The following is a 12,883-nucleotide window of genomic DNA, read 5'->3' as shown; positions in this document are numbered from 1 at the left end:
CAGATGACAGCACGGGGCGACCGGGACCGGTCCCGGACCGGATGCGCTAACGTGCGGTTTGGGCGCAGAAAGCGCGAGGTTGGGAGCGCGGGGTGACGACCAGGGAATTCGTGCCGCAGGTGTTACCGGACTCCATCCGCAGCCTGGCGGACGGGGTGCCGCCGGCGCCGCCCGGCACCATTTTCGCTCTGGCCGCCGACGGCGGATTCGCCGTACCGCCCCGGAAGTTCACCCTTCACTTCGGCCGCGACAAGGACGACGTCCACGTGCCCATCGGCGTCAACGATCCGTATGTCAGCCGACTGCACGGTGTGATTGTGGGTGACGGCCGGGAGTGGTGGCTCCGCAACCGGGGCAAGCTGCCGATCCGCCTGCCGGGCGAGGCGATGCTGTTGTCCGGCCACGAATTGCTGATCGAACCGGGCTACACCCCGCTGCTCCTCGGTTCCCCGAGGCGCCGCTCGCATCTGTTGGAGATTCACGTCGTCGGTTCCCGAACCGCCGACGCCGCCACCGGTGAACACAGCCGGACCAGGTCGCCGGATGTGTACGACCTGAGTCTGGTGGAGCGGCTGGTGCTGACCGCGCTCGCCCAGCGGTACCTGCGCCAGGAGCCCTACCCGCAACCGGTGTCGTGGAACCAGGTGGCTCACGACCTCAGCCGGCTACCGGACGGTAGGCAGTGGACTCCGAAGGTCGCGGCGCACATCGTCGGGGCGGTACGCGAGCGCCTGGCCGAAGGCCCCGATCCGATTCCGGGCATCCGTCGAGAGGACGGGGTCGGCGAACCGGTGGGCAACACGCTGAACCACAACCTCATCCAGGCTCTGCTGCTCAGCACCACGCTGATGCCGTCGGATCTGCACCTGCTCGGCGAGGAGCCAGACGAAGACCATGGGTGAGGCCACGGACACCTGGCGGGTCGGCGAGGTGGTCGACGGCCGGTACGAGGTGACCCTCGTACACGAACTCGGCGGGATGGGCCTGGTGCACCGGGTCCGGCACCTGATCTGGGACATCGACCTCGCCGTGAAGAGCCCGCGACCGGAGTTGTTCCGCAGTGCGGAGGATCAGCGGCGGTTCGTCGCCGAGGCGGAGACGTGGGTGTCGCTGGGGCTGCATCCGCACGTGTGCAACTGCTATTACGTCCGCGTGCTCGGCGGGGTGCCCCGGGTGTTCGCCGAGTACGTTCCCGGCGGCAGCCTGCATGAGTGGATCCGCGACCGGCGGCTGTACCAGGGTGAGCCCCCCGAGGTGCTGGCTCGGATCCTGGACGTGGCGATCCAGACCGCGTGGGGACTCGACCACGCGCACAGCCGCGGCCTGGTGCACCGGGACGTCAAGCCCGCCAACGTGTTGCTCGACACCGAGGATGGTTCGGTCACCGCGAAGGTCACCGACTTCGGCATGGCCCGGGCACGGGAGCTGGAGGCCACGGCCGGCCCCGACGCGCCGCCCGGTGCCAGCATTCTGGTGCCCGGCGGCACCGGGATGACGCCGTTGTACGCCTCACCCGAGCAGGCGGCGGGAAAGCCGGTGGGGCGGCGCACCGACATCTACAGCTTCGCCGTGTCGGTGCTGGAGATGTGCGCCGGCGAGGCGACCTGGATGGCCGGACCCATCGCGGGTGCCGCCTTGACCGGCTACCGGACGGGTGACGCGGAAAGCGTCGTCGCCATCCCGCCGGCCCTCGGCGATCTGCTCGCGCGGTGCCTGCGCCGGGATCCCGCCGACCGGCCGGGTTCCATGGCCGACATCGCCACCGAGCTGATCGGCATCTACCCGGGCGTCGCCGGCCACGCCTATCCGCGACCGGTACCCGCCACGGCCGACCTGCTCACCGACGAACTCAACAACCGGGCGGTGTCGCTGCTCGACCTCGACCGGCCGGCCGAGGCCGACAAGGCGTTCGCGCAGGCGCTGGCAGCCGATCCGCGCAACGCGCGGGCCAGGTACAACGCCGGACTGGCGAGGTGGCGCCGCGGGGTGCTCCCGGACCACGCGTTCATCGCCGAGATCGAGGCGACCCGCGCGGACACCAGTGACCCCTGGGAGATCCGGTACGTGCTCGCCCAGATCCATCTGGAACGCGGCGACCTGAGCACGGCGCGTGCGTTGCTCGACGAGGTGGCGAGGGAACGGCCGGAGGAACCCGAGATCCTCGCGGCCCTGACCCTGGTCCGTTCCCACGAGGTCGTCGACGCCCGCTGCGCCCGCGAGTGGCAGGTGCCGTGGCCCCGACGCCCGCGTGACCGGTACTCACTGAAGGAGAACGAGCACCGGGTCGCGGTGGCCCTGACCCCCGACGGACACTCGATGCTGTCCGGCGACTGGGACGGCGCGGTCCGGCTCTGGGACGTCCATAGTGGACGGTGCGTGCGCACGCTCAAGAAGCACCGCCGGCCGGTACACGCGGTCGACCTCACGCCCGACGAGCGGTTCGCCGTCTCCGTCTGTGAGGACGAGACCGTGTGGTTCTGGGAGCTGACCAAGAGCCGGTTCGGAGGCTCACCCAGGGCCCGCCGCCTCTACGCCAGCCCGAACCCGCCGTCCTGGGACGGCAGCGACGGGATCGGCGAGCTGGCCCTGCGGGTGCAACACACCGCGGTCCGGCTGACTCCCGACGGGCGCCTGGCACTCTATTCCGGCCTGGACGGCGTGCTCCGCATGTGGGACATCCCCGGTGGGCGGGAAAGGACGCTCGACGGGGCGGCGGCGGGACGGTTGGTGTCGGTCAGTGCCGACGGCCGCCTTGGGCTGTCGGTCGGTTGGCGCGGGCGCGAAGGCGACCGGGAGACCGTCGTGCGGCTGTGGGACCTGGCCGGCGGGCGGTGCCGGCGGGAGCTGGCCGGACACGACTCCGGGGTGACCGCCCTGTGTCTCAGTACCGACGGCCGGTTCGCCGCCACCGGACAACACGGCGGGACGATCCGGGTCTGGGACCTCAGCGACGGTCGCTGTGTGCGCCTGCTGACCGGCGGGAGCACACCCGACAGCCTCTCCCTCAGCGCCGACGGTCGTTTCCTTCTCTCCGGCGACGGCGGTCACGTCCGGCTGTGGGAACTGGACAGCGAACGGTGCCTGCGGACCTTCGAGGGGCACCGCGGCGACACCAGCGTGGTCCAGCTGGACGCGGACACGAGGTTCGGGCTGTCGGCCGGCCAGGACGGGACGGTGCGACAGTGGCAGCTGCCGGGTGAGTACCGCGGCACGCCACGGTTGTCCCGGCCGCGCCGGCACGTCGAGTTGAGCCGGATCAGCGGCCGGGTGAACGCGCTGCTGGCCGAGGCCGACCAGTCCATGGCGGGCGGTCGTCTGCCGGCGGCGCTCGACCTGCTCCGGCAGGCGCGCGCGATCGAGGGGTACGAGCGGGCTCCGCGCGTCATGTCGGCCTGGTGGGCACTTGCCCGCCGCGTCGAGCGGACGGAGCTGCGCACCGCCTGGTCGTCGATGTGGCTGGCCGGACACAGCAAGCAGGTACTGGCGGTGGACGTGTCCGACGACGGCGGGACCGGGCTCTCCGGCGACGGCGAGGGGACGGTGCGGGTGTGGGACCTCGAGGGCGGGACGTGCCTGCGGGTACTCGAAGGCCACCAGAAGATGGTCGAGTCGGTGTCCCTGGGCCCCGACCGGCGGCGGGCCCTGTCCTCCAGCCGGGACGGCACGGTGCGGCTGTGGGACCTCGACACCGGTGCGTGCCTGCGCGTGCTGAACCAGACGAAGGGTTTGATGCACCGCTCGATGCCGGTACGGTTCCATCCGGACGGTCGGCAGGCTGTGGTCGGCGGCGGAGACGGCATCGTCCGGTACTGGGACGTGGAGACCGGGTCCCCGACACGAGAGCTGCGGCACGCCGGCTGGAGCATCGACGACCTGTGCGTCGGTGACGACGGCCGTCTCGTCACGGTCCGGGGCGGCGCGGTGGAAGTGTGGGACCCGCCCGGCGACCGGCCCGTGCGCCGGTTGAGTGACCCGTCGCGGAGGGGGCTCACCGCCCAGATCCGCAGCGTCTCCCTCAGCGCGGACGGGCGTCTCGCGCTCTCCGGCGACGACGACGGCCTCCGGTTGTGGGATGCCACGACCGGGAAGGTCGTGCGGACGTTCGACCAACCCCCGCCGGACGGGTTTCACACTATCCGGATGACCGCGGACGGGCATTTCGCGGTGGCCGGCGCCCACTGGTCGTTCATGACGGTGTGGAACGTCCGCAGTGGACGGTGCGTGCGGGTCCTCGACGGCTATGAGAAGGGCGTCAGCTGCCTCGCGTTGACGACGGACGGTCGTTTCCTGCTCACCGGGGGCGTCAACGGCCTGCGGCGCTGGGAACTCGACTGGGACCTCGAGGCTGCGGACGCGGCCGAGCGGGATGACGGTACCGGCGGATGACAGCCACCGTGACGCTACGGCTTATCCGGGGCCGGCTCGACCGCACCGAGTACGTGTTCGACGAGCGGACCACCTGCGTCATCGGCCGCGCCACCGGCTGCGTGCCCCGACTGCCCAGCGACGAGTACCACCGCACCGTCTCCCGCCATCACTGCCTGCTCGACATCAACCCGCCCGACGCGCGCGTCCGCGACTTCGGCAGCCTCAACGGCACGTTCGTCAACGGGAAGAAGATCGGCCAACGCGAGTCCCACCAGACGCCGGAGGAGGGCGCGGCACTGCCCTTCCCGGAACACGACCTGGCCGACGGCGACGAACTCCGGCTCGGCGAGACCGTCTTCCGGGTGGACATCCGCCTTCCCCCGAAGCAGCGCACCCTCACCCTGGACCGGTGCGTGGCGTGCGATCGGGAATTGGGCAGCCAATCCGAGTGCTGCGCCGGCTGCCAGGCCGAGCCGGGCGTCGCGGCCGAGCACCTGGTCAACCTCGCCCAGGGCGGGCGCCGCGAACTCGCTCCGATCGCCGGGTACACGCTGCTTCGGGAACTCGGTCGCGGCGGGACGGGCGCGGTGTACCTCGCCCGCCACGAGCACACCGGCCGGGAGGTGGCACTGAAGGTCATGCTGCCCAGGGTCGCCGCGAGCGAGGCCGCCCGGACGCGGTTCTTCCGCGAGGTCGAACTCACCGCCGCGCTGCGGCATCCCCAGATCGCGGCGCTCTACGACACCGGCTTCGCGGATGGCACGTTCTACTTCACCACCGAGTACTGCGCCGGCGGCAGCCTGGACCAACTCCTGGCCCGCGAGGGTGGGCGGCTGGAAGCCACCGCGGCCGTGCGGCTGGCCTGCCAGGCCCTGGAGGGGCTGGCGTACGCGCACGGTGAGGGTGTCGTGCACCGCGACCTGACGCCGCACAACGTTCTGCTGGGCGGCACCGAGGGCTCACCGGTGGCGAAGGTCGGCGATTTCGGCCTCGCCAAGGCGTTCGACCAGGCCGGGCTCAGCGGTCTGACCCGGACCGGCACGACCGCCGGCAAGCCCTGGTACGTTCCGCGCCAGCAGGTGATCAACTTCCGGCACGTCACCCCGGCCGTGGACGTGTGGGCACTCGCCGCGTGCCTGTACCACGCCCTGACCGGTGCGCACCCGCGGGACTTCGCGCACGGCAGGGATCCCTGGCAGACCATCCTGGAAACCAGGCCGGTACCGGTTCGCCAGCGCGAGCCGGGCATCCCGGCGGCCCTCGCCGAGGTGATCGACGAGGCGCTCCGCGAGGATCCGAAGGGCGCCTTCCAGACGGCCGAACAGTTGCGTCAGGCGTTGCTCGCCGTCGCGGGGAATCAGCCGAGGGTGCGGCACCCCGGCGACGAGGAAGGGAGCGGACCGTGACCGAAAACCAGGGCCTCACACCGCTGGGCTACCACCAGGCCGGCCTTCGGGGGAAGCTCGCCCGGGTCCTCGTGGAGGAACCCACCAACGAGATCGACTGGCCCGCCGACCTGCCGGCCGGGATCGAAACGGTTGTCATCCTTGACGATCACCCAAACCCGCACCACACCCTGCGGGTACACCCGCCGGACGACCCCACGCGCATCGCTCTGGTCGTCTACGACCAGTTGGCGCTCTGCGAAGATCCACGGAGAGAAACGTGAGGACGATGGACCCACGACGCATCGCGCTCAACCGCCGGCACAGCCAGGAGATGGGTGTGCTGTTCGCGGCGTTCCTCGACGACCACCCGGACGTCGAGTCCGAAGTGGACGGTGGCGGGATGACGATGGGCCAGGAGGACGAGTGGGAGACCTTCAGCGCTCCGCTGCTCGCCCGGCACCAGGCCGAGCGGTCAGCGCTCGCCGACCAACTCGAAGCCGAGCAGCGGCGGCGCGGCGGCCGGTGACCGGCGACAGGGGGCCGGGCGAGAGGGCGGCCGGGTCACCGGTGCGTCGATCACATGAAGTTGCGGGTGTGCAGCGCGGACAGCGCGGCGGCCTCGTCGGCGGGAAAGCCGAGGCGCTCGAGCCGGCGGCGCCGCCCCTCGTCCATCGCGTGCCGCAGCCGCTGGACGCGGGCGTAACCGGCCTCGATCTCCTCCGGATGCCAGGAGCCGGCGGACAGCAGCAGCAGCGCGTCGAAGACGTCGGCGTTGAGCCCGACGGTGTCCCGTAGCGCGTCACTGCGGCGTTCGATCGAGGCACGGAGCCGGCCGCGCAGCTTCGGATCCGCCGCGGACTGCTCGGCCAGGTGGGACACGCCGAACAGGACGTGCCGGCGCTCGTCCTGCATGGCCAGCCACGCGATCCGCCGGGTCACCGGATCGGGCGCGTGCGTGACGAGAAAGTCCAGCAGGTTGACGAAGCTGCCCTCACCGAGCACGGACAGCAGAAACGAGGAGGTCGTGAAGTCGGTCTCCTCGACGAGAGTGAACAGTGAGGCCCGACCGCCGACCGAGGAACTGCCCAGCTCGTCGCCGCGCAGCAGCGCACGCCGGGTGAACACCTCCATGTGACGTGCCTCGTCCGCGACCTGTACCGCGAGCAGTTGCACCACCTCGCGAAAGTGGGGGTGGACGCGGCCCAGGAAGCGGGCGGGGACAACGAGTGCGACCTGTTCGTTCTCCACCAGGTACGTCATCACCTGAACCACCGCGGCCTCGACGTCCGGTGGTGTCGAGAACGGCTCGTCCCAGGCGACCGCCGTGTCCGGGTCCCACTGCCGGGCTGCGGCGTGGGCATACAGCTGCGGCGCCACCTTCGCCCACACCAGGTCGCGGTCGTCCAGGTCGAAGTACGGTTCCGGGCCGCCCTCCTCCAGTCGAGCGCCGCGGACGGCCAGACCCCACCGGGCCGGCGGCGCCTTCTCCACCTCACCGCGGCGCCCCGATCCGGCCCGGCCGGCGCCGGCCCACCGCCCGTCGTGTCCTTCGCCCCGCACGACGACCGCGACCAGGCCGGACTCCGAATCCGGTTCGGGCGACTCCACCCGGTGCCCCTCCGAACGGCACCACGCCGGCAGGTGCACCCGCAACGCGGGGTCGTGCCCGAACACCTGAAGCCGCTCGCCCAGCGGCAGCGGTGCGAGCGCCCGGCGCAGCAACAGGTGGCCACCGCGGTCCACACCCAGCCCGGCCAGGTCCACCCGATGCCGCGTCACGGTGAGTATTCCGGCAACACCAGTTCACCGCGCGGACCGTAGAAGCCGAACAGCTCGACCGCCGCGTCCAGCGCGTGGTAGCCGCCGGTACGGCCGGTCATCCAGCGGGTCAGGCCCTCCAGGTCCAGCAGCGGTCGCACGGCCGGGTCCTCGTATGCCATGCCGAGCAGCAACGACCCGAACCGGTCGACCAGGTCGGCCGGTGCCAGGTCGACCACCGACATGTTGCAGTGGTCGTACGGTGCGGTCTGCGCGAGGATCCGGACCGCCCCGCGCGGCAGCACCCCCTCCCGGGTGAACGTCAGGTGACTGCCGTCGAGCATGACGGCCGCGTCGACCTCGCCGGCCAGCAACGCCCGGACGGCGTCCCGCTCACCGCCGACATGGTCGCCGTGCAGGCCGACGCCGACGTCGAACCGCCGCACCTCCACCTTCACCCCGAGCGCGGCCAGGTGTGCCAGAGGAATCAGGGTGGCCTGCGGCGAGTCGACGGCGCCGACGCCCACCGACCGTCCGTCCAGATCGGACGCTCGACCGATCCGGGATTCGGCGCGTACCACCACCACCGAGGTCAGGTCCCGGTCGGTGTCCCGCATCACCAGCGGTCGCACCGTCCGTCCCACCGCGGCCGCCAGCCGCAACGCGCGCACCCAGGCGAGCGGCGAGTTCCATGCCACGTGGATCCGGCCGGCGACAAGGTCCTCGACCTGCCGTTCGTAGTTCGAATAGAGCACATAGTCGAAGGGCAGCTCGTGCTCGCGCAACCAGTGGCGGAAGCCGGTCCAGATGGCGACGACCTTCGGGTCGTACGCGACCGCGCCGAGCAGCAGGCTCTCCTCCGTCACGCCGGATCCAGCAGCGGCATCCCGCAGACCGCACGGCCGACGAAGTCCACCAGCCGATCCGTGGTCGGTGCCATCACCCGCGCGGCCCGGGCGTCCCGGAAGCGTCGTTCGATGCCGAGCTCGCGACGGAAGGCGGCTCCGCCGCACGCCTTCATCGCCAGGTCGGTGACCGTGATGGCCGCCTCCGCCGACGCTGCCTTCACCTCGAGAACCCGCAGCAGGGCGTCGTCGGTGCCGTTTTCCAGCCCGGAGAGCGTGTGTTCGATCAGTGCCGCCGTGTGGTCCAGCTGGATCTGCATGCGCCCGATGTCGTACCTCACTAGCGGCTGCTCGGCCAGCGTCTGGTTCAGGTGCTCCAGCCGGGTACCGGTCAGGTGGGCGACCGCCTCACGAACGGTGCCACGCATCAGGCCGAGGCTGAACGCCGCGCTGAGCACCAGGAACCACGGCAGGACCAGTTGCATCGAGGCGTCCATGCCGGCGCCGTCGGCACCGAGCATGGCCGAGACCGGCACCTCGGCGCTCTCGGCGCGGATCGGTCGGGACGCGTTGCCACGCAACCCCAGCCCGTCGAAGGCACCGGCGACCGCCAACCCCGGGTTGTCGGACGGCACGAGCCACAATGTGGTCCCGGCGTCGGCGATCAGCGGTCGGCTGGACCACACGTAGCTGTCGGCCTCGCCGGCCGACGTCACCCAACTCTTGTTCGCGGACAGGTGTACGCCGCCCGCGGAGCGCGTCGCGGTGCTCATCGGAGACCAGAAATGGCTACGGGAGCCGGCCTCCGAAAAGGCGAGGGTGGTGAGGTGATGACCGCCGGCGATCGCGGCGCACACGTCGTCCGGGCCGTGCGCCGCGATGACTGGTACCGCCGCGTAATGCATGAGCACGACCATGGCCGTGGACCCGCACTCCTGGCTCAGCCGCTCCACGACCGTGGCGGCGGCGCGCATCCCGGCACCGGCACCACCCGCCTCCACCGGACTGGTGAGGCCGAGAATTCCGGCGGCGCCGAGCGCGTCGACGGCCTTGCGCGGGAACGCCCCTTCGCGGTCCACCATGGTCGACGTCGGCGCGACGACGTCGGCGATGACTCCCTCCAGCCGCGACAGGTACTGATCGGTCACAACGCTCTCCTCACGACCGTGAATTGCCGTCCTTCGTCCGGCCAGTCTGGCTCGGCGCGTCTGTCGCCGCGCCACGACCCAGACCAGTCGTCGGCCAGCGGCCCTTCGGCAGAACGGTTCCGTCCACACCGGACAGCCAACGATAGCCTGGGTGCGTCTGGGGTGTGACCGATTCACCGGAGGCGGGCCATCCCCGGCCGCGCTGGTGGCGACGGCTCACGGGATGACCCGACGGCAATTCACGTTTGGCGCGAGAGTTTCTCGGTCACCTGCCGGCCGAGCGGGCCTTGCGGCGCAACTGGTCCACATAGACCGCGAGTACCAGGACGGCGCCGACGGCCAGATACTGCCAGTACGGGTTGACCTGGATGGTCACGAAGCCGCTCTGCAGGACCGCGGGGACGAGCAGGCCGACGGCGCTGCCGGTGACCGTACCGCTGCCGCCGAAGAGGCTCGCGCCGCCGAGTACCACGGCCGCGATGGCCGACAGGTTGTCGGCTGTGTGACCGCTGATCGTGGTGGTGGTGAAGTGGGCGAGCGACAGGCAACCGGCGATCCCGGCGAGCAATCCGCTGATGCCGTACACCTTGATGAGGTGGCGGTCCACCCGGATGCCGACCCGGCGGGCCGCCTCCGCGTTGGATCCGATGGCGTAGGTGTGCGACCCGAACCGAGTGGCGGCCAGCACCACGCCGAGCAGCACGGTCACCAGTACGGCGATGATGACCAGCCAGGGCACCCCGGCCACCAGGCCGAACCCGACGGTACGGGCGAAGTTCAGCGGAATCCCGCGCACGTCGGTACCGCCGGTGATGAGGTACGTGGCACCCAACGCCATGCCCAGCGTGCCGAGGGTGGCGATCAGTGCGGGAATCTTCATCCGCGCCACCATGAACCCGTTGAGCAACCCCCAGGCCAACCCTCCGAGCATGCCGGCGAGGCACCCGGCGAGGGTGACCGTCCATCCGGCACTGGTGGCGCCGGCATCCGGGTGCGCGCCGTCGCCGCCGAGCCACAGCATCGTCTTGGCCGCGATGACACCGGAGAAGATGAGCACCGAGCCGACCGACAGGTCGATGCCGGCCGAGATGATGACGTACGTCATGCCGACCGCGATCAGCAGCAGCGGTGCGGTGTCGGCGGCGAGGCTGCGCAGGCTCACGGCGCTGATGAAGTTCGGCTGCATGGCGCCGAAGAAGACCACCAGGGCGACCAGTACCAGGAAAATCCAGAACGTGTTGGTGTATGCCAGCCGCGCCACGGCCGGCGGCAGCACCCGGCGCCCGCGGCCCGGCTCGCCTCCGGTGTCCGGCCGCGAAGGCTGCGGCGCCCCGGCCGGCGGCGGGGTCGCCGCCTCGGTCCCGGTCTCGGTCATTGCTGGTCCTCCCTGTCGATCGCGCCGGTCATGGCGCCCACCAACTCCTCCAGCGTGGTGTCGGCGGCGCGGAAGCGGGCCACCCGCCGACCCAGGCGCAGCACCTCGACGCGGTCGGCGACGGCCAACACCTCGGGCATGTTGTGACTGATCAGGACGACGGCGACGCCGCGGTCGCGCACGCGCCGGATGGTGTCGAGCACCCGCTCGCGTTGCACCACGCCGAGCGCCGCGGTCGGCTCGTCCATGAAGATGAGCCGGGTCGCCCAGGCCACCGACCGGGCCACCGCGACGGACTGGCGCTGGCCACCGGAGAGCCCGGCGACCGGGGCGCGTACGTCGGAGAGGTTGACGCCGAGTTCCGCGAAAGCCTGCACGGCCTCGGCGCGCATCCGGCGGCGGTCCAGGAAGCCGAAACGTCCCAGCACGCCGGGCCGGACCAGTTCGCGGCCGAGGAACAGGTTGGTCGCCGCGTCCAGATCCGATGCCAGCGCCAGATCCTGGAAGACTGTCTCGATGCCGGCCCGCTGTGCGGTGGCCGGCGAGTCCAGCCGCAGCGGGCGGCCTCCGAATCTGATCTCGCCGTGGTCCGGCTGCTGGGCGCCGGACAGGCACTTCACCAGCGTGCTCTTGCCCGCGCCGTTGTCTCCGATCAGCGCGGTGACCTCGCCGGCCCCCGCGCTGAAGTTCGCGTCCTGCAGGGCACGTACGTGGCCGAAGGTCTTCGACAGCCCCCGTGCCTCCAGCAGCACCTCGTCGCCGGTGCTCACAGCTGCACCCGGTCCCCGCCCAGCGCGGAAAGCTCGTCCGGGCTCAGCACCTCGCTCAGGACCTCCTCGGTGTGCTGGCCGACCAGCGGCGGTGGCAGCCGCAGCCGCCACGGGGTCTCCGAGAACGTGATCGGGCAGCCGATCAGCTCCACCGTTCCGGCCGCCGGATGCTCCACTGTGGTCACCATCGGCGACTGTTGGGCACGCAGTTCGTCCACCGCCTCGCTGACCGTGCGGGCGGGCGCCGCCCACAGGCCACCCGGAAGCAGCACGCTCAGCCACTCCTCGGTGGTGCGCCGGACGAAGACCGCGTCGAGCCGCCGCTTCGCCTCGTCCCGGTCGCGCCAGGCGTCCAAGGTGGACAGTTCCGCGTCACCGGTCAGCTCGGCGACGCGGTCCAGCGGCGCCATCGCCACGGCGAGCCAGCCGTCGGCGGTGCGGTACATGCCGGCCGGCGCGGACAGCCACGGCGACGGGATCCCGGCGGCCGACCGCGGCGGCTCGGCGTGCTGGTTGACGATCGCGGAAATCTCCTGGCACTGGACGGCCATGGCGGTGGAGAACAGGTCCACCTGCACCCACTGGCCGATGCCCTGGCGCTCGCGGGCCACGAGCGCGGCCAAAATGCCGGTGGCGAGGGTGAGCGCGGTGCTGGCGTCCACAATGGAGGTACCGGCGAACGTCGGCGCCTCGCCGACCCGCCCGGTGTGGTACGCCAGCCCCGACGCGGCCTGGATGAGCAGGTCCTGACCCGGCCGGTTGTCCCGCGCGGCCGGAGTGTCCTGCCCCCACCCCGATCCCGAGCAGTAGATGATGTCCGGGCGCAGCGCCCGTACGTGCTCGTAGCCCAGGCCGAGCCGGGCCATGACGCCCGGCCGGAAGTTCTCCACCACCACGTCGCAGGTCGCGGCGAGCCTGAGCAGAGCGTCCCGGGCCACGGGGTCCTTGAGGTCGACGGCGACGGAGCGCTTGTTGCGGTTCATCGCCAGGAACGCTGCCGACTCCCCCGCGACCAGGTCGCCCATCATCTCCAGGCCGCGTTCCCACTCGCCGGCGCCGGGCCGTTCGATCTTGATCACGTCCGCGCCGAGATCGCCCAGTAGCTGGGTGGCGTACGGGCCGAGCATCATCTGGCTGAAGTCGAGAACCCTGATTCCCTCAAGGGCGTCGGCCATGCTGGTGCTGCCTTTCTGTCTGGTCGTTCCGGTGCTGTGGGCGATGGCGGCAGTGC

At 71.3% G+C, this 12,883-nt stretch carries 11 protein-coding genes; 5 read left to right on the top strand and 6 right to left on the bottom strand.

The features are described 5' to 3' along the window. Positions 1-92 precede the first annotated feature (92 nt). From Raf01_RS12280 to Raf01_RS12260, 5 genes are read left to right on the top strand one after another with little or no spacing between them, the layout of a single operon-like run. Entirely contained in the window at positions 93-902 is an 810-nt protein-coding gene (locus Raf01_RS12280; RefSeq protein WP_203917947.1) for an FHA domain-containing protein, read from the top strand. Further along, positions 895-4,386, top strand: coding sequence for a protein kinase domain-containing protein (locus tag Raf01_RS12275; protein ID WP_203917946.1), 3,492 nt, complete (start codon positions 895-897; stop codon positions 4,384-4,386). Before Raf01_RS12280 ends, Raf01_RS12275 begins: the two co-directional genes overlap by 8 nt. Beyond that, a complete protein-coding gene (locus Raf01_RS12270) occupies positions 4,383-5,774 on the top strand; it encodes a protein kinase domain-containing protein (RefSeq protein WP_203917945.1) in 1,392 nt (463 codons plus the stop codon). The genes Raf01_RS12275 and Raf01_RS12270 overlap by 4 nt, the downstream gene beginning before the upstream one ends. Continuing rightward, positions 5,771-6,037, top strand: a complete 267-nt coding sequence (locus Raf01_RS12265; RefSeq protein WP_203917944.1) for a DUF7161 family protein — start codon at positions 5,771-5,773, stop codon at positions 6,035-6,037. Before Raf01_RS12270 ends, Raf01_RS12265 begins: the two co-directional genes overlap by 4 nt. Then, entirely contained in the window at positions 6,034-6,282 is a 249-nt protein-coding gene (locus Raf01_RS12260; protein WP_203917943.1) for a hypothetical protein, read from the top strand. Before Raf01_RS12265 ends, Raf01_RS12260 begins: the two co-directional genes overlap by 4 nt. 50 nt (positions 6,283-6,332) lie before the next feature. On the opposite strand, the gene Raf01_RS12255 is transcribed toward Raf01_RS12260, so the two are convergent. From Raf01_RS12255 to Raf01_RS12230, 6 genes are all read right to left on the bottom strand, one after another. Next, positions 6,333-7,535, bottom strand: a complete 1,203-nt coding sequence (locus Raf01_RS12255; protein WP_203917942.1) for a sulfurtransferase TusA family protein — start codon at positions 7,533-7,535, stop codon at positions 6,333-6,335. Further along, complete coding sequence (locus tag Raf01_RS12250; RefSeq protein ID WP_203917941.1) at positions 7,532-8,380, bottom strand: phosphate/phosphite/phosphonate ABC transporter substrate-binding protein; 849 nt, start codon at positions 8,378-8,380, stop codon at positions 7,532-7,534. The genes Raf01_RS12255 and Raf01_RS12250 overlap by 4 nt, the downstream gene beginning before the upstream one ends. Next, a complete protein-coding gene (locus Raf01_RS12245; protein ID WP_239133551.1) occupies positions 8,377-9,507 on the bottom strand; it encodes an acyl-CoA dehydrogenase family protein in 1,131 nt (376 codons plus the stop codon). Before Raf01_RS12245 ends, Raf01_RS12250 begins: the two co-directional genes overlap by 4 nt. Before the next feature lie 265 nt (positions 9,508-9,772). After that, entirely contained in the window at positions 9,773-10,882 is a 1,110-nt protein-coding gene (locus Raf01_RS12240; protein WP_203917940.1) for an ABC transporter permease, read from the bottom strand. Then, positions 10,879-11,652, bottom strand: coding sequence for an ATP-binding cassette domain-containing protein (locus tag Raf01_RS12235; protein WP_203917939.1), 774 nt, complete (start codon positions 11,650-11,652; stop codon positions 10,879-10,881). Before Raf01_RS12235 ends, Raf01_RS12240 begins: the two co-directional genes overlap by 4 nt. Then, positions 11,649-12,827, bottom strand: a complete 1,179-nt coding sequence (locus Raf01_RS12230; protein WP_203917938.1) for a CaiB/BaiF CoA transferase family protein — start codon at positions 12,825-12,827, stop codon at positions 11,649-11,651. The genes Raf01_RS12235 and Raf01_RS12230 overlap by 4 nt, the downstream gene beginning before the upstream one ends. Positions 12,828-12,883 lie beyond the last annotated feature (56 nt).

Origin of the sequence: Rugosimonospora africana, from assembly GCF_016862975.1 — a bacterium.
Taxonomy (GTDB): Bacteria; Actinomycetota; Actinomycetes; order Mycobacteriales; family Micromonosporaceae; genus Rugosimonospora; species Rugosimonospora africana.
This window is presented reverse-complemented; position numbering and strand designations above follow the sequence as displayed.